General features: G+C 64.0%; 13 protein-coding genes and 1 pseudogene. 5 read left to right on the forward strand and 9 right to left on the reverse strand.

Going from position 1 to position 17,634, the window contains the following annotated elements:
• Positions 1-390: 390 nt before the first annotated feature.
• The 3 genes from AC25Y4_RS15490 to AC25Y4_RS15500 all read right to left on the reverse strand — a co-directional run bounded on the left by AC25Y4_RS15490 (position 391) and on the right by AC25Y4_RS15500 (position 2,086).
• A complete protein-coding gene (locus AC25Y4_RS15490) occupies positions 391-648 on the reverse strand; it encodes a putative ATP-dependent zinc protease (RefSeq protein WP_488121329.1) in 258 nt (85 codons plus the stop codon).
• 258 nt (positions 649-906) lie between these two features.
• A complete protein-coding gene (locus AC25Y4_RS15495) occupies positions 907-1,521 on the reverse strand; it encodes an HD domain-containing protein (RefSeq protein ID WP_488121330.1) in 615 nt (204 codons plus the stop codon).
• A gap of 103 nt (positions 1,522-1,624) precedes the next feature.
• Positions 1,625-2,086 (reverse strand): hypothetical protein, encoded by a 462-nt coding sequence (locus AC25Y4_RS15500; protein WP_488121331.1) that lies wholly within the window; start codon positions 2,084-2,086, stop codon positions 1,625-1,627.
• A 152-nt stretch (positions 2,087-2,238) separates the two neighbouring features.
• Between AC25Y4_RS15500 and AC25Y4_RS15505 the strand changes: the two genes are divergently transcribed.
• A complete protein-coding gene (locus AC25Y4_RS15505; protein WP_488121332.1) occupies positions 2,239-2,733 on the forward strand; it encodes a DUF1801 domain-containing protein in 495 nt (164 codons plus the stop codon).
• A 22-nt stretch (positions 2,734-2,755) separates the two neighbouring features.
• On the opposite strand, the gene AC25Y4_RS15510 is transcribed toward AC25Y4_RS15505, so the two are convergent.
• Positions 2,756-3,271 carry an ATP-dependent zinc protease family protein gene (locus AC25Y4_RS15510; RefSeq protein ID WP_488121333.1) on the reverse strand — a complete coding sequence of 172 codons (516 nt, stop codon included), beginning with the start codon at positions 3,269-3,271 and terminating at the stop codon, positions 2,756-2,758.
• A 25-nt stretch (positions 3,272-3,296) separates the two neighbouring features.
• On the opposite strand from AC25Y4_RS15510, the gene AC25Y4_RS15515 reads away from it, so the two are divergent.
• The 4 genes and pseudogenes from AC25Y4_RS15515 to AC25Y4_RS15530 all read left to right on the forward strand — a co-directional run.
• Entirely contained in the window at positions 3,297-4,493 is a 1,197-nt protein-coding gene (locus AC25Y4_RS15515) for a RimK family alpha-L-glutamate ligase (RefSeq protein WP_488121334.1), read from the forward strand.
• A gap of 321 nt (positions 4,494-4,814) precedes the next feature.
• Complete coding sequence (locus tag AC25Y4_RS15520; protein WP_488121335.1) at positions 4,815-6,458, forward strand: GmrSD restriction endonuclease domain-containing protein; 1,644 nt, start codon at positions 4,815-4,817, stop codon at positions 6,456-6,458.
• Between the two features lie 172 nt (positions 6,459-6,630).
• The gene (locus tag AC25Y4_RS15525) at positions 6,631-7,950 is read left to right on the forward strand and encodes an LCP family protein (RefSeq protein ID WP_488121336.1); all 1,320 of its coding nucleotides are present in this window, start codon (positions 6,631-6,633) and stop codon (positions 7,948-7,950) included.
• Between the two features lie 15 nt (positions 7,951-7,965).
• Positions 7,966-8,925: pseudogene (locus AC25Y4_RS15530) on the forward strand (Ig-like domain-containing protein); the annotation flags it as partial.
• A gap of 37 nt (positions 8,926-8,962) precedes the next feature.
• On the opposite strand, the gene AC25Y4_RS15535 reads toward AC25Y4_RS15530, so the two are convergent.
• The 5 genes from AC25Y4_RS15535 to AC25Y4_RS15555 form a co-directional block, all read right to left on the reverse strand.
• Positions 8,963-10,690, reverse strand: a complete 1,728-nt coding sequence (locus tag AC25Y4_RS15535; protein WP_488121337.1) for an amylo-alpha-1,6-glucosidase — start codon at positions 10,688-10,690, stop codon at positions 8,963-8,965.
• A gap of 74 nt (positions 10,691-10,764) precedes the next feature.
• Positions 10,765-13,803: a LamG-like jellyroll fold domain-containing protein gene (locus tag AC25Y4_RS15540; RefSeq protein WP_488121338.1), complete on the reverse strand. Its 3,039-nt coding sequence runs from the start codon at positions 13,801-13,803 to the stop codon at positions 10,765-10,767.
• Positions 13,804-13,870: 67 nt separating this feature from the next.
• Positions 13,871-15,805 (reverse strand): glycoside hydrolase family 127 protein, encoded by a 1,935-nt coding sequence (locus AC25Y4_RS15545; RefSeq protein ID WP_488121339.1) that lies wholly within the window; start codon positions 15,803-15,805, stop codon positions 13,871-13,873.
• A gap of 4 nt (positions 15,806-15,809) precedes the next feature.
• Entirely contained in the window at positions 15,810-16,628 is an 819-nt protein-coding gene (locus AC25Y4_RS15550; protein WP_488121340.1) for a carbohydrate ABC transporter permease, read from the reverse strand.
• A complete protein-coding gene (locus AC25Y4_RS15555) occupies positions 16,625-17,593 on the reverse strand; it encodes a carbohydrate ABC transporter permease (protein ID WP_488121341.1) in 969 nt (322 codons plus the stop codon). Before AC25Y4_RS15555 ends, AC25Y4_RS15550 begins: the two co-directional genes overlap by 4 nt.
• Positions 17,594-17,634 lie beyond the last annotated feature (41 nt).

Here is a 17,634-nt window from a genome sequence, read left to right on the forward strand (position 1 = left end):
CCTATTGGTCATGGTCGGCTCGTGTCGTTGTGATGGCTTCATCCGTTCCGCAAAACGGCCGCGCAGCACATTGACTGATCTGTTTTCGTGTGATGGTTGAGGGAGTTTGATGGTGAACCGCGGCGACGCGATCCTGAACGACGTGAACATGGTTTTCCACGTCGCGGCCGATCACGAGAGCGCTGTCGTACTGAGCCTGCCTCGCGGTGTCGTCATCCCTCATCCCGAATGTGTCGATTTGAAGGCGATGAAGTCGGATGGAACTGACGGCGCCATCGCCATCGGTGCGTCGGGTGACGCTTCCGGCGGCTGGTTCAGGCTCGGGGCAGACGCCGACGACGCCTGTAGCGGCGTTTCCACGTCACGAGGTGTGGTGAAGACCGCAACAGGTCAGGAACGCCCGCGATTGTGGCGGCGGACCTCTTTAGGTGCGCGACCACCGAGAAATGACTTACTGGCATCCACCAGGAATCCCTGGCTCAGCGCCTCGCGGCCAATGAGCATCCGGAAGCCCATCTGGTCGCGGTTATTCAGCGTCGTCTCGGCCGTGATCGTTCGCCCTAAGAGTGCGATGTCGAGCAGCACGACGATGCGTTCCTCGCTGTGTCCAGAGGAACTGCGCACCAGCGGCGATCGTGCGCCGGGCATTCGACAACGTCGTCGTCGTTCGGCTCTCACGAAGCCATGACCTACCAAGCTGCTCATACTTGGTTCGTGTTGGCCATGATCATCGTTTCGTGCCATCGATGCCGTGTACATCTTTGCTGTTCTGTCAACATGGGTGACCGAGGTGACGCTTCCGGCGGCTGGTATCAGGCAGGCGCCGCCGTAGCGGCGTCAGGCAAACAGCTCGTCGGGCATCGTGCCCGCTCTGACAACCGGGGTGCCGGGAACGCGGGAGCCGAGTCAGAAGGCTGGATTGACACCACGGTGGGCCGGGTCAGCCAAGTAGGCGCGGTAGAGATCTCCCGGCCATGAAGAGGCAGGTGCCTTGGCTGGGTTTGCGATGCACTGAGTCACGACCGCTGAGCCGAGAACCTCCTCGATCGCAGCACGTGGGTAGGCGCCTTCTATGGCGGCAACCGCTTCATCGGTCACCTCCGTCGGCGTCGTGAAGTCCATCAGGACGCCCGCGCGGACGAGTGTGGTTAGAGGCCCGCGCCGTTCAGCGATCCCAGGCGATGTGTGCAGAGCGATCGCCTCCCAGACCGCGTCGACGTCAGACCCGGAAAACCCGTGTGAGGTCAAGAAGGCGCTAGACGCATCGGCGCCTTCGACCTCGAACCGCTGCGGCCCATTGAAACGCTCGGTGGTCCCGATGTCGTGGAAGACGCTTGCAACGAAGAACAGCTCCGCGTCGAAGTCCGCCCCCTGGCGAAACCCTCGTCGGTCAGCGATCAGCCGGCCGAGAAGGAAGACCCGGACGCTGTGCGCCAAGATCGCGGCGTGTTCCAGCGTCGATGCGAGTTCCAACGCGTCGATCGCGAGTGCGCTGTCGGGGAGCTGCGGGAAGTCGGTCACGTACGCAGGCTACGCGCTCGCCGAGGCGGTCACTAAATTTCTGATGATGCCACCAAAGCGTCAGGAGTCAGACGTCAGGCGGCGGCATCCGCCAACGGGCTTGCTACACGAGCACCGCTGCCAGCAGGGGAGCGGCGAAGATCGCCGCATAGATGAGGGTCAGCCACGGCTGGTACGCCACATACATGCCGTGCCAGGTCATGCTCCAGGGGTGCCGGATGAGTACCCAGCCGATCACGTCGACGACGATGGCGACCACCGCCCAGACAATGGCCAACGTCCATGCGTGAGCCCAGACGTCATCCGGTCGCACGATCGCGAAGTACGCAATCGCAGCCGGAGGGAACAACAGGATGTTGTACAACGGATGCCACGGCAGCGTAAGACGGTACGACGAGATGTCGTACACCGACGTGATTGTGACGCCCTCGTCGTTCATTCCGAGGACCTTCCAGTTGAAGACCGTGTGGCCGATTCCGACGGCGGTGACGACTACGTAGGCCGTCCAGAACCACAGCATTGACTGGGCGATATCCAAGGTGAGCACACCTGACCATAGCGGCACCCAGCGAACCACTGAGGATGCGGGGGATCGGCGAGTTCAGGAGATATCCGGTGAGGGCCCAGCCCGCTGCCCGAGCGCTATGCCCATCAGCCTGTCGCGTAGCAACGCGTCGAGTCCTACCCTCGCAAATGTGTCAGGCGTAAAATTCGGCCATGGATGACAGTGGGATCGGCAAGAGCCAAGTCCAGAAACCGGCAAAGGTCACTGCGACACAAGACGACGCCGCCTGGACGCTGCCGGAAGCCATGACGGGCAGGGCGAGCCCCGCGAAAGCGGCGGTCGGCGACAAGCCGGTCCTCGCGTACATCGCCAGCCTGCCGCAGCCGCAGCGCGACATCGCCGAAGCGGTCGATGCGCTGGCGGCCAAGACGCTGCCCGATCTTCAGCGCTCCGTGAAATGGGGCATGGCGTACTACGGCGTCGGCGACGGGTGGTGCTTCAGCTGCGGTGGATTCGCCGGTCACGTCAAGCTGATGTTTATCAATGGCGCGGTGCTTGAGCCAGTACCGCCGGTGACGCCGGTGGGCATGGGCAAATCGACACGGGGTGTGGAGCTTGAGTCAGTGGACGACCTTGACGAAAGCCAGGTCGCGGCGTGGATGAAGCAGGTCGCATCCGTTCCTGGTCTCGGGGGCAAGAGACACTGAACCGTGGGAGCGCCCCAACCGGTCAGGAACGCCCGCGATTGTGGCGGCGGACCTCTTTCGGCGCTCGCCCACCGAGAAATGACTTGCTGGCATCCACCAGGAATCCCTGGCTCAGCGCCTCGCGGCCGATGAGCATCCGGAAGCCCATTTGGTCGCGGTTGCTCAGCGTCGTCTCGGCCGTGATCGTCCGATTGAAGAGTTCGATGTCGAGCAGCACGACGATGCGTTCCTCGGTGTGTCCAGAAGAACTGCGCACCACGCGGCGATCGTGCACCGGGCATTCGACAACGACGTCGTCATTCTCCGACCGCTGCCAGGGCCGCACCCGAAAGCGCACCCAGTCGACGGATGCGCCATCCGCTTCGCCTGCGTTGTCGACGTCGGCTGGGCGGGTGAATTCCTCGACGTCGAAGGCGTGCAGGGCCGAGCTGCGTGCGCCAGTGTCGAACTTCGCTTTGATCCACGGCACGCCGATACCGGGTAGGCCGATCCACTCGCGCCAGCCCGCAATAGTGGTTGAATAGATCGGTTCGCTCACTCACTTATCTTGGCAGGTTCCACCGATGAAATTGGCTATCCTCTCGCGTGCCCCACAGTCGTATTCGACCCAGAGGCTCAAAGCGGCAGGATTGCAGCGCGGGCACCAGGTGAAGGTGCTGAACACGCTGCGTTTCGCGATCGACTTGTCTGGCGCAGAGCCCGACCTGCAGTACCGCGGTCGACTGTTGTCGGACTACGACGCCATCCTGCCCCGCATCGGCAACTCGATCACCTACTTCGGCACCGCCGTTGTTCGCCAGTTCGAGCAGATGGATGTCTACACACCCAACACCGCGAACGGCATCACTAACGCGCGCGACAAGCTGCGGGCCAGCCAGATTCTGTCCCGGCACGACATCGCCATGCCGGCGACGGCGTTCGTACACAGCCGAGCGGATGTTCGCCTGGCCATCGAGCGAGTGGGCGGCGCCCCCGTGGTGATCAAGCTGCTTGAGGGCACCCAGGGCATCGGCGTGATCCTCGCACCAGAGGTGAAGGTCGCAGAGGCGATCATCGAGACGCTGCACTCGACGAAGCAGAACGTGCTGATTCAGAGCTTTATCTCGGAGAGCCGCGGCCGCGACATCCGTGCCCTTGTGGTGGGGGACCGCGTGGTGGCGGCGATGCGCCGGGTGGCCAGCGGCGACGAGTTCCGCTCGAACGTGCACCGTGGTGGCACGGTTGAGCCGGTCGAGCTGACCCCTGAGTACCACCGGGCCGCCGTGCGGGCCGCGCAGATCATGGGTCTGCGCGTCGCCGGCGTCGACATGCTTGAGGGCAACGACGGCCCCTTGATCATGGAGGTCAACTCGTCGCCGGGTCTCGAGGGTATCGAGCGGGCAACGAACCTGGATGTGGCCGGTGCGATCATCGACTACATCTCCGACCAGGTCGGCTTCCCCGAGATCGACGTGCGCCAGCGTCTCAGCGTCTCAACGGGATACGGCGTCGCCGAGATCATCGTCTACAGCAACGCCGATTTCGTCGGAAAACGGTTGGCCGACTCCGGATTGGGCGAGCGTGACATCACGGTGCTGACGCTGCACCGCGGGGCCACTGTCGTGCCCAACCCCAAGGGTGATCTCGTGCTTGAGGCCAGCGACAGGCTGCTTTGCTTCGGCAAGCTCGACGAGATGCGTTCGATGGTGCCCGAACGCCGTCGTCGGCGCACCAAGGTGCGGAAGCTCCCGAAGGAACCGATCCCCGCAGTCGAGGAGTAGGGCGCCGTACTGGGGGAGGTGCGCTCCTGACGGGGTCACCCGGGCGACCGGGATCAAGCACGGCGAAGAGCAAGAAAAAGGACGCAACCGGGGAACTGGGCGCATCGGTCTGATGCCAGCTGAACAACTCGATGTTCGCGAATAGCCACGAGCCGAATGGCCCCACCAGCAGCGTCGGTTGCGTCCCTTTCTGGGGGGTGCGCCCGGTCTTCGGCCTATCTCTGCCTCCAGTACGTTCAAAGAGGCATATCTGGACTCGGGACTGAGTGCAGTGAGATAGGGGACCAGATGACTGACTTTAGCGAGCACCAACGAGAGCCGATGAAGGCTCAAACAGGCGACACAACACCATTCCTTATTTTTGCGGCTCGAATCGACGACAAGAACGCCACCGTCTCCGTTTTCCGGGATCGAATCGAGTGGACGCGGCCTCGGAACAAAACGGATGGGAAGTCCGCAGCTGGGCTGGTGGCTCGAGTCAGGGGCGGCAAGAGCGTGACCGAGACGATCCCCGTCACGAGCATGACGAGTGTCACGACTTCGCCAGATGGGTTCTTGAAGGCGAAAGTGTCGTTGATTGCTTCAGGCAATGCTGTCGACTTCTGCATGTCCCGCGGCGAGGGTGCCCGAGTGAAGAGCGTGCTCGATGCCCTTATGCTCGGGACAGACCAGGTAGCGAAGACTCAGCGCCCTGAGGTATCTACCTCAAAGCTGGCGCGGTTCAAGCCGACTCTCAATACCGGGATCCTTTGCGGCTTGGTCGCTTTCTTCGCGCTGATGTACGCGATCGTCGGCGGCTTCCCAGCGATTCTCGTAATTCTTGGGATGGCCGGTTTGGTGACGGCTGTGTACGTGACAGTCACCGGCCGGCGGACAGGGGCGTCAATTCCAGCCCGTAAGACCGCTGCGATTGCGCTGGTCGCCAGTCTTGCCCTGTTCATCTCAGGTGGCGTCGCCGCTGCGGCGACTGGTGGAAGTGAAGCTCGCGTGGCTGAGCGGCCCGCAGCTAGCGCGCAACCCAGTGCAACCCCGACCCCGACAACAACACCCGCGCCGGAATTCTCCGAAGCAGCACCGGTCGACCCTTCGACCGTCTCCGCGCCGACGGAGGACGCATCAGTCGTAGCCGTTGACACAAGCGTCACCGACACTACAGCGCTCGGTCTCCTCGCAACTCTCCCCGTCAAGGGCAAAGCCGCAAAGACCGGCTACGACCGCACTGGCATGTTCGGCACCGCCTGGATAGACGTTGATCGCAACGGGTGCGACACCCGCAATGACATCCTCGCTCGAGACCTGACTGCAATCACCAAATCGGGATCCTGCCGAGTAATGACCGGCGACCTTGTCTCGCCATTCACGGCCGGCTCAATCGCGTTCGTTCGAGGTCAGGATACGTCAGCGTTCGTGCAGATCGACCACGTAGTAGCTCTGTCGAATGCGTGGCAGACGGGCGCTCAGCAGCTCACTCAAGCCCAGCGCGTTTCGCTGGCAAACGATCCCCTTAACCTCCTCGCTGTGGATGGCAGCTCCAACGCACAAAAGGGCGACGGAGACACGGCGACATGGTTGCCGTCGAATAAGGCGTTTCGCTGTGGCTATGTCGCCCGCCAGGTATCAGTGAAGGCGACTTACGGTCTGTGGGTCACCCAGGCTGAGCACGACGCTATGGGCCGAATCCTCGGCTCCTGCCCGGACGAGTTGGCACTAACCTCCTCGTTCGCTGCGGCACCGGCTCCTGTAGTGGCTGTTGCACCTCAGGCACCGGCGCCAGCGCCAGCTCCAGCTCCAGAACCAGCTCCTGCTCCAGCTCCAGCTCCTGAACCTGCTCCTGCGCCAGTCGAGGTCTACTACGCCAACTGCGACGCTGTGCGCGCTGCGGGAGCGGCTCCGCTCTACGCAGGACAACCGGGTTACAGCACCAAACTCGACCGCGACAAGGACGGCATCGGCTGCGATACCTAAAAAGCAAGAGCCTAGCCAAACAGGGGCCACTGACACCGCGCTCCCCGCGGGCATTCCGCCTAGGGCCAGCGTCTTCGCGAAGAACCGACGCTCCGCACGGACTGCAACATGTTCATGCGAGCAGCACGTTAGTCTCCTGTGTGCGATCGCGAGTGTGCGTTAAAGGAGCGTGATGACGAGGCAACGAGTCAAGACAGCACCCAGCCCTGCCCCACAGAACCCCGCCACAGCGAACCTCGGCACGCCAGCCATGCACACACCGCGGCATCAGAGACCTCTGTCCCGCTGGCGAGCGATCGGCCTGCCAGCTCTGAAAACTGTTGCCGCCTCGCTAGCCGTCATCCTGGTGAGTGGGGCGGGCGTGGCAGCGTTCGCGGTCTGGCAGCTGGGAGCCAGCGTTTCCAGCAACGCGGTCGACATCTCGAACGGGAACGATGAACCGCTTCCTGCCCTTGGCGCGTTTGAGGGCGGCTTCAATGTACTTGTGGTCGGCGCCGACAACTCCACGGAGCAAGGCGAAGAATACGGCGACCGCGGCGACGCCATCCTGAACGATGTGAACATGGTTTTCCACGTCGCGGCCGATCACAAGAGTGCTGTCGTACTGAGTCTGCCCCGCGATCTCGTCATCCCTCACCCCGAATGCGTCGACCCTGCCAGCGGCGAAGAATTCTGGGCGATGTCCGCCCAGCCGCTGAATGCGGCCTTTGAGCGGGGCGGGCTCGGGTGTGTGCGCGCAACCGTCGAGGAGCTCACCGGACTCATGATCCCGTACGCCGCCACATTCACCTTCGCGGGCACGGTGGCGATGAGTGACGCGGTCGGCGGCGTGCCCATCTGCCTGGACGAGGCTGTCAACGACCCGCTGTCGGGGCTCGACCTGCCCGCCGGAGTCACCAATGTGTCGGGCCAGCAGGCGCTGTCCTATTTGCGTTCTCGCAAAGGCGTCGGAGATGGCAGCGACCTCTCCCGTATTTCGTCGCAACAGGCCTATATGTCATCGCTGATGCGGGTGATGAAAAGCAGCGAGACATTGACCGACGTGTCGAAGGTGCTGAAGCTCGCCAACGCCGCGGCGGAGAATGTCAGCCTCTCGGACTCGCTGGCCGACCTCACCAGAATGGCCAGCATGGCGATGACGTTGAAGGATCTCGATTTGGAGAAGCTCGTCTTCGTTCAGTTCCCGAACATGACCGACCCTGACGACCAGAACAAGGTCATTCCTGATCCTGAGCTGGCCGACCGGCTGATGGAGAAGATCCAGTCGGACCAACCGTTCGCCCTGGACGAGGGCGCTCTCGGAGCGGAAGTGACCGTCGTGCCGCCCGCCTCAATCGACGAGGCGCCTCTTCCCGAAGCGGATGCCAGCGACACACCTCCTGACGATGCCGCACCAACCGACCCGGCTGCGGACGGTGTTCCTGAGGTCATCGAAGGGCTGCGAGGACAGACCGCCGATCAGCAGACCTGCTCGGCGGCGTACCACTATTGACCGGATGTCGCTTCCAGCGACGGCGGCATAACGTGGAAGGCCACGTTCACTCCCCATGGCAGCGTCGAGGATTCCACCAACCGGATCACGCTTGACCTCGCCCGCATCGTGAGCAGCAGTTCCGGCAACGCGGGCTTCGGTAACACCGACTCGAACAACTACGCAATCGACACCCTTTCTCCGACATCGACCATCATCGTGGCCGACAGCGCGCTTGCGGCTGGCGAGACGTCCCTCGTGACGATCACGTTCTCCGAGGCCGTCACCGGCTTCGACAACACCGACCTCACCGTGGCCAACGGCAGCCTGTCATCCGTGAATTCCTCAGACGGCGGCATCACCTGGACGGCCACGTTCACCCCGATGGCCGACATCTCCGATGCAACCAACGTCATCACGCTTGCTCTTGCCGGTGTGAGCGACCTCGCCGGCAACACCGGCGTCGGCACGGTTGACTCGAACAACTACGCGGTCGACAACGTGGCCGCAGCGCCACTGACCCTCGTCATCACGGTCTCCAACACAGCGATCGGCGCGGGGGAGACCTCGGTCGTCACGTTCCGCTTCTCGCGGGCGGTCGTCGGGTTCTCGAACGCCAACGTGACCGTGGCGAACGGCACGCTGTCACCCGTGGCATCCGCCGATGGCGGGGTTACCTTCAGCGCTATATTCACGCCCGACCCGAACACCGCCACTACGGGCAACGTGATCTCTGTGAACCTGACGGGTCTGGCGGATTCTGCCGGCAACAGCGCCGGCAACGCGGTTGTAGCGTCGAACACCTTCGCGGTTGGTACGGCGCCGGTTGACCCGGCGGCGGTTGTCTCGACGGCGGCGGTCGCGACGTCGGTAGCGGCGGCATCGGCGCTCGCCGCAACGGGAACCGAGGTTGGCGGCATCCTCGCTGCCGGTGTCGTGCTTCTGCTCCTCGGCGCCGCGGCGTACCTTATTCGTCGACGCTTCACACGCGGCTGAGAAGAAAGCAGCATGACGGTGGTCGCGGTCGCCGCATTCAGCTCTGAGCCGGTGCGGGCGGGCGGCGCTGCTCGAATTCCCGGCCGAGAATCAGATAGCAGCTCGCCGTCCAGGTGTAGGCGCGGTCGCGGAGGCCCTCGCCGGTCAGAGCGTCGAAGTTCTCCGCAAAGCCAGAGCGCTCGCAGAGGCGGCGGAACCGTTCGCTGATCTGATCGGCGAGCTCGCTGTGACCGGCTCGACGGAGTCCGTCTTCGACGAGCGCCGTCGATGGTGCCCAGATGGGGCCGCGCCAGTAGCCGTCCGACTCGTACTCGTCGCTGTCTACGAGTTGGGTCGAGGGCCCGAATTCGGTGAGGTGTCGCGAGATCCTGGCCGTGATGAGGCTGTTTGTGGTGTCCGGAAGATGAGGGGCGGCGATGATCGGCAGGTTGTTTAGAAGCGATGTCTTCTTGCTCGGGCGACCGCCCGTCGCCGCTTTGGCGACGAAGGTATCCCCGTCCCACAGCTCAAGCAAGGCGTCCAGCATCGCGCGGCCCTCCCGCCGCCATTCCGGCACCTCATCGGTGCGGCCGATTTCGGCGGCAAGCTCGGCGAGCACGTCCAGTTGCACCACGAGGAAGGCGGCGAGGTCGGGGGCTTCGATCACGCGGTCGTTGTCGAAGGTGGTGGAGTTGTCCCAGCCGCTGTCGTTGCCGTGCTGGTAGTGGGCAAGCGGATGCCCGGGCACGCGCCGGCGGTCAAGCCAGAACCGGGTCCACCGTACGAGCGAGTCGTAGACCTCATTCAGCACCTGCTCGTTGAGCGGGCTCTCGAGTGCGGCCCTGAGTCGGCGGAACGCCCAGCCGTGGATGGGCGGCTTCACGTAGTTGTAGAGCACCTCCGAGTGCGTGACTGAGTCTGGCAGCGCGCCGGCCGCGTCTTGGAAGTCGAAAACGACGAGAAACTGATCGAGGGCTTCCTCGGGCAACCCCGGCGCGAGGGCGAGCGCGTTGAAGCAGTGATCCCAGCTCCACACTTTGTCCATCCAGTGCTTCGACATGAAAATCGACTCGCGCTGGAGGAACCCGCGCGGCGAGACGGTCGCTGACCAGAGAACATAACACGCCATCGACGCAGCGGGGGTGCGGTCGCTCCTCCACGGCGCAATGCGGTCGACGTATTCGTCGAATTCTGCGGCGACTGCTGCGACCACATCGTCGAAGGAGAAGGCGGGCACATAGGGAGCTCTGGCGGTCTCGTATTCTTCGATAGCGAGTTCCCATTCGTCGCCGCGTGCGACGATCGACCGTTCGCCGGCTCCGAGGAGTTCGGTCCCGGTGGTGGTAAGAGTGCCGGTCAGCGACGTGACCCGGTACCGACGGCCCGACTCATACGAGGTGAAAACCGCCGCGCCATCGACCGGGTCTGTGAAGAAATAGGTTCCGGTGAACGGTGTCAGCCCAGGCGCAGCGTCCGCGATGCGCAGCTCCGACGTCCGACCGCGCAGTCGCACGGTGCTCTCGTTCTCGAAGACGGCTTCGATGACGCCGGTCGGCGTGGTCCATCGAAGGGTCGAAGGCGTCGCTTCAATCTTGGCCGTGACCGGCACACCGTTGTGCAGGGGCTCAAAGACGAAGATCGCGTGCATGCCGGTCTGGTGAGAGACGAGGTGCAGGCTCTCGCGCACCGTGTGGAGCGCCACGACCGGCGAGATGTCGAGCCATGAGCCACGCCGGCTGTACGGCATCTCGCTGATGTCGAAGAAGGATGCAGAGGGCGATGTCATGGGGTGTTTCTCCTGGTGGTTGTTGATCCCTGTGGCGCCCGCACCCACAGCCGGGCGCCACAGGGATCAGGTGATCAGTTCAGCGAGAACTGGATCGTCGTCGCATTTCCAGCCACGTCGTAGACGACCAACGTGTTGGCGCCCGTGACCGCACCGAACACTCCCGGCTTGATGAAATTGACGTCAGACCAGGCGTTGTCCGTCAGATCCTTCACGACGCCGTTGATGGTCACCTTGTCGATCAGCCCGGCATCGTTCAGCTTGTAGCTGACGAGGTCGTAGACACCGTCTGCTCCGCGCGTGAACATGTCTCCGGTCTTGACCGTCGCGGTCGGGGCCGTGGCGTCGAGAGTCACGGCGAACGTGCCCGTCCGCGCGATGTTGCCGGCCAGGTCTTCGGCGTTGTACTTGATCGTGTATGCGCCGTCTGGCAGCTGTACCGTCGACTGGTGGGACCCGGTGAGCGCCCCGTCGGCGACCGCGGACTGTGTGCTCTTGACGAGCTTGCCGTCCTTGTAGATGTTCGCCACAATCCGCTTCAGACCGCGATCGTCACTGGCATCTACCTGCAGCGCCAACGATGAGAACGGGCCGGCAGCGGTGGGTGTTACCAGAACCGCATCCGGCTTCTCGATGTCGGGCGTCTCGATCACCACGGGGGAGAGCTTCCAGAAATGATCCGCGGTCTGCGCGTCCGTCGACGTTGTGGTTGCGTTGGTGCCACTGCCTGCAGTGTCTCCGTTCACGATCGTCCCGTTGCGGCCAGTGCCGGAGGAGTCCGGCACGGTGGCGCCGGTGTTCTCATCGAAGCTGTACTTCACCACGTTGCCGGTGCCTGCGACGCCAGTGGAGAGGTTCAGAATCTCATCAGCGGACAGGGCACGGTTGTAGATGTTGAAGTCGTCGATCAGGCCGTTGTAGGCAGGGTCAGACGAGTACTGCGACTTGCCGAGATAGTTCTGCGTGCTCTGCCCGAAGTCCGACGGATGCACGGTCATGCTTGTGTTGGTCGCCACGAGCTGATTGCCCACGTAGAGCTTGCCCGTCGTGCCCGACACCGTGACGGTGACCAGAGACCACTGATTCAGCGGCAGGCTCCCCGAACTGCTCACGAGCCGCTGCTCGCCGCCTGCCCCGTTGGTCGTGATGACGAAGCGCACTTTGGACCCGTCGTTCAGGGTCAGGAACATGCTCTTCTGGCTGCCCGTGCCGATGTCGAACACGCGTTGCCAGGTGCCGTTTGATGCGGGATTCACCCACGTCGACACACTGAAGTCGCCCGTCAGGCCGCTCACGGCCCCGGTGGGGAGTGCCACATAGGCGCTGGTGCCGCAGAAATTCACGGCATTCCCCAGCTTCCCTGGCTGGCGCGGCCCAGCGGCGGTACAGCTCGACGACGGGTTCCCGTCCAGCCACTGCACCACCTGTGCGCCGTCGTCAATGCTCATGCCCGCGACCGCGAGCACGCGGCCCGTGGCGTAGTTGCCGAACCGGTAGGAGCCCTTCCCATCTGGAATCGGCTGCCACAGCTGGTCGTCGGTACCGGCATCGGCAGCGACCACAACCTTGGTGTTGTTCTTTGTGTCGACGGTCTGCATGGCAAGAACAAGCCCACTGGAGCTGTTCACGATCTTGTACAGGCCCGACCCGGCCGAGACCAGTTTCCAAGTCTGGCTGCTGCTGCTCGCCGCAGTGTGCTGTTTCACCAGGGTGCCCGCTGCCGGGGCCGCGTCAGCGGTGTCCAGTGCAAGGCCGCTGTTCACGTTCGTGACGGTGTAGGCGCCGCTCAGGTCGTCGGACCCGCTGGCAGGCGTCACGACGATGTGGTACCCGTACGCGGGGTTCATTGTGATCGGCACGCTGATCGATCCGTCGGCACCGACCGTGTACGTCGTCGTGGAGACGGTGATGGGTCCGTCGACGGCGACGGTCCGACCGTAACTTGGCGTGTACTCCAGCTTGACGTTCACGCTTCCGCTTGAGGCGACCGGGAGTGTGTCGAGCCCGTCGACGGTGATGGCGGTCGCGCCGCTGTTGCCGCCGGTGATGATCTCGACTTGGTTTTTGTCGTCTGACACGGAGGCGGCCGCGTCGAAGCTGGTGTTCCCCGGCGGGGTGGTCGTGACCATATCGCCGCTCATATCGGCGTACCAGGTGTACATCCAATAGGCGCCGTTCGGAACTCCGTCGCGCTTCGTCAGCAGGTCGCCGAGCGTGCCGGACTGGTTCCAGAACGGCAGTTCGGCGTCGTGGATGCCGAGCCGCTCGAACTTTGCGACGTAGCCGATCAGCGCCCCGGGGATACCGGCCTCCGCAGGTGCTGCGTACTCCTCGATGGAGATCGGCCGTTCCTCGATGCCCAAGTCGCTCAGGATGCCATTGATCGTCGCGAGGTCGCCGACGATTTTCGACGATCGGATCAGCTCGTGCCACGCCAGGATGTCGGGGATGGTGTCGGTGGCTTTCGCCACGGTGAAGAACTGCCGGGCTTCGGAAATGTCGTCAGAGTAGCTCGGACCCTGGATCGGAGTGTCGGGGTCGAGGCTGCGGATGAGTCGGTAGGTGTGCACCCAAAAGTCTTCGAACGATCCGTTCTTCGCGGCGTTCCACGTTCCGGTCGACTCATTCCACGGCGCCCAGGCAGCGAGGTTTGTCATGCCAGATTCCTTGGCCTGACGAACTTGATCGGTGACCATCTGGTCCCAGGTTGCCCAATCAAATTGATACGGCCAACCGGCGTAGTAGTCGGAGAGTCGGATAACAACGTTCGCGCCGTGGTCGGCCGCGACCTGCCAGGTGTCGCCGATATCGCCTGTGGGCTGCTGCTTGCCGCCGAAGGGCATCTGGATGAAGGTGTGCGGTTTGATCGCCGAGATCAGCTCGCTGGAGGGTGAATCGGCGTCGGCGATGCCATAGAGGCTGCCCGATGCCATGTGGGTAGCCGGCCGGAACGGCTGGTCGGCGTGCACCACCAGAGTGTTCGCTGCGGTGGGGGCGGCTTGGGCGGTGGGGGCGCTGATAGCCGCACCCGCGATGGTGGCCGCCAGGGCGGTGAGGACCGAAGTGGCTCTTAAGCCGCGTCCCCTTCGTGCCGTGGATGAATGGGGGCTCATATCGTCATGCTCCTTTGCGTGATAGTGCGATGAGTGGCGGGGCGCTCGTGGGTCGAGCCGGCGAGTGTCAGCCGGTCACCGGAAGGAAGATACGCATCGTGGATGGGCGGCGCTGCGCCCAGCGGTGGTAGGGCACGAGGGTAAGTTCGATCGGTCGCGGCTCAGCGGGCTGTGGCCGATTGGCTCGGTAAGGAAGGGGCTCGGAGCTTTCCGGCACGTCGCTGAGTGTGCCGTGGGCCAGTGCCCCGTCGCCGTGTGCACGCAGACCCGCGTCGGGAACGAGCCGTATTCGGTCGAGGTCGATGCCGGCGGGCAGATCCGTCGACTCCAGGCACAGGACGAGCGGCCCGCGTTCGACGGCGACAGTGCCGCGCACGGCGTCAATGCGCGGGTCGGGCCAGGTCAGCCGCGGGGCAACAGGCAGTTCGAGGGTAACCAGGTCACCGCTCTGGAACGACCGCCGGATGTCTGCCCATCCGGGGGTGGCGATCGTCGGGTCGCCGCCGTTCAGTCTCACTGTGGCGGCATCCGCCCACCCGGGGATGCGCAGCCGGAGTCGTGCTTCGGTCGACGGGGCATCCAGCACCCTCACGGCGATCGTCCCAGCGTCGGGGTACAGAGTCTCGATCTGGAGCACGAAAGCGCCCGCGCGGATCTCGCCCGCCGCGTACTGGAGAACTGCGATCCCCTCGTCGTCGACGGATGCCAGATAGGAGCCGAGCGAACCGAGAGTGCGGGCGACGTTTGTCGGACAGCAGGAGACGTCGAACCAGGGAGCCCGCACCCCGCCCTCAGCCCGGTTGTTCACGCCGTCGCTCGCGGCAGCCCCGGCTTCCCGTTGTTGCAGTGGGTTGGCGTAGAAGAACGATCGGCCGTCTTCACTTGGCGAGGTGGCGACGACATTGAAGAGGGTTCGCTCGATGAGATCCGGATAGCGCACATCTCCCGTCGCCAGGTAGAGCCGCCAGGCCAGCATGATCGATCCCACGCCAGCGCAGGTCTCGCAGTAGGCGCGATCGGAGGGAAGCTCCCAGTCGCCACCGAAGCCTTCATCCTGATGCCGGGAGCCCATGCCGCCGGTGAGGTAGGTGCGTCGAGCGACCGTGTGTTCCCACTGTCGTGCGACGGCGTCGAGCAAATCGTCGTCTCCGGTCTCGGTGGCCACGTCGACAGCGCCGGCTGAGAGATACAGGGCCCTGACGGCGTGCCCACGCAGCACGGTGCCGTTTCGCACCGGGATGTCGTCCTGAAAGTATTCCGCTGACAGAAGCGGCCGCACTGGCAGGGTGCCGCGGCCCCGGCGTTCGATGAACAGGCGTGCCTGTTCGAGGTAGCGGTGCTCGCCGAATGCGCGCCCCGCCTCGACGAGCGCCACCTCTATCTCGGGGTGACCGCAGACCGCTTCGCGGCCGGTCGCTCCGAATTCTTCACAGATCTGGTCGGCCGCTCGCCGAGCGATGTGCACGAGCCGGTCGTCATGGCCGGTGCGGAGCCGTGCGACGGCGGCTTGCAACAGGTGGCCGATGTTGTAAAGCTCGTGACCCATCGCCAGGTCGGAATAGCGAGGCGGGAGCCCGGGATGTCCGTGAGCGGTGTTGAGGTAGCCGTCGTCGTCCTGCGCCGCGCCGATGCGCTCGACCAGTGCATCGAAAGTCGCTGCCAGTGCGGCGTTGTAGCTGCGGCCCAGCTCCCAGGCCATCCCCTCCAGAAGTTTGTAGATCTCCGAATCTGAGAACTGCCATCCAGGCCTGTCCCGCGTGGTCTCGCCGCGCGCGATGCGATCGAAGTTCTCGATCCACCCCAGGCGCTCCATCCACTCGAGGCAGTGCCCGAGGGTGGCGTCTGCGTTGACGTTCTGCCGACTGCCCCAGAAGCCGGCCGGGCTCAGGCTTACATCGGTGACGCCCACGCCATGGCGTGCTCCTGCAGACGGTGCCACGGGCACAGCAGTCGGCCGACGGGGAGCAAACGCCGACAGGGCGTTCGGTGCAGGAAGAGTCACGTTCTTAGTCCTTCACTGCGCCGGCGGTGACACCGGCTGCGACGTAGCGCTGGGCGACGATAAGCAGGACCGCTGCCGGGATCGAGGCGACCACAGCTGTGGCCATGATGGCGTTCCATTGCGTTGTGTTGTTACCGATGTAGGAGTAGATGCCGAGGGTGACCGGCTTCAACACCGAGTTCCGCGCAAGGGTCGAGGCGAACACGAAGTCAGACCACGCCCACAGGAAGGCGAACAACGCCACCGTCAACGCCGAGTTGCGGCCGAGCGGCAGCACGATCGACGTGAAGGTGCGCCAGGCGCCGGCGCCATCCATCCGTGCCGCTTGCAGCAGCTCACCGGGCAGGCCGCTCATGAAGGCGGTGAACAGCAGCACCCCGAACGGGATGGCGATGGTTGAGTCGGCCAGTATGAGACCGCCGATGCTGTTGAGCAGACCCAGCCGTACGTAGATCGCATAGAACCCCATGGCCATCACCACGCCAGGGATCATCTGCGCCACGAGCAGCACAAAGTTCAGCGTGCGCCCGCCTCGGAGGTTCAGGAGAGCGATCGCATAGCCTGCCGGGGCCGCGATCACCACGGTGAGCGCGACGCACCCTAACGCGATGAGCAGGCTGGTGCCGAGGTTCGGCAGCTGCTGCCGAAGCACCTCGGTGTATCCGTCCAAGGTCGGGTCCACCGGGAAGAGGTGGGGTGGACTGAGCCTGAGGTCCTGGGTCTTGGTGAACGAGACGTTCACCATCCAGTAGACGGGGAAGAGCATCAGGGCGGTGAGGACGACTCCGAGGGCGGTCTTCCACCACGATCGGCGGGCGGTCATGAGTTCTCCTGACGTCGCTGCATCCGCAGGTAAAGGAACCCGAAGATCAGCGCGATGACGATGAGGATGTTGCCGACGGCGGCAGCCGGCGAGAGGTCGGGCTGGCCGGTGCCGAATGCTTCGCGATACGACCAGATCGCCAACGTAGTGGTGGAGTTCGCGGGGCCGCCGTTGGTCATGATCCAGATGATGTCGACCACCTTCAGGGTGTAGACGAGCCCGAGGAGCAATGTGATTGCAGAGACCGGCCGCAGCAGTGGAAAAGTAATGCTCCAGAATTGCCGCCATGGGCCGGCGCCGTCCAAGGAGGCCGCCTCGTACACGTCTCCGGAGATGTTTTGCAGACCGGAGTAGAGGATGACGAGGTTGAAGGGGATGCCGAGCCAGATGTTGGCGATGACCACGGCGAGCATCGACGTATCGGGCGACGTGAGCCAGTTGATTTGGCCGATTCCGAACGCATGCAGGACCGAGTTGACGATGCCGTTGTCACTGTTGAGCATCCACGCCCATGTTGACCCTGAGACGATCAACGGCAGCAGCCATGGCACCAGAAAAAGGGCCCGCAGGATGCCGCTCAACCGGAAGTTGTTGCGGAAGAACACGGCTAGTGCCAGCCCGATCGCATACTGGAAGATCAGCGAGCCCACGACGAACACCGCGGTGTTCCAGAGGGCCTGGCTGAACAGCGGCGACGAAACGACGTCGATGTAGTTCTTCAAGCCCACGAATTCCGCGTTGCCCTGCACGAAAGCGCGCACGGTGTAGTCATGGATGCTGAGGTCGATGCTGCGGATCAGGGGATACGCGTAGAACGCGGCCAGGTAGACCAGCAGGGGAGCGGCGAAGGCCGCCGCGACCCAGCGGGAGCCGCTCAGCCCGGACCGCCGTCGCCGTGCCGGGGGCCGGGGGACTGTGGTCAGCTTGGGTGTCGGCGGCGCCAACGGCGCCGTTGAGATCGTCATCACATGTCCTTCATCAGGGGTTCCGGGGCGGGCAGGCCCGC

The organism is Leifsonia sp. Y878 (assembly GCF_057669685.1).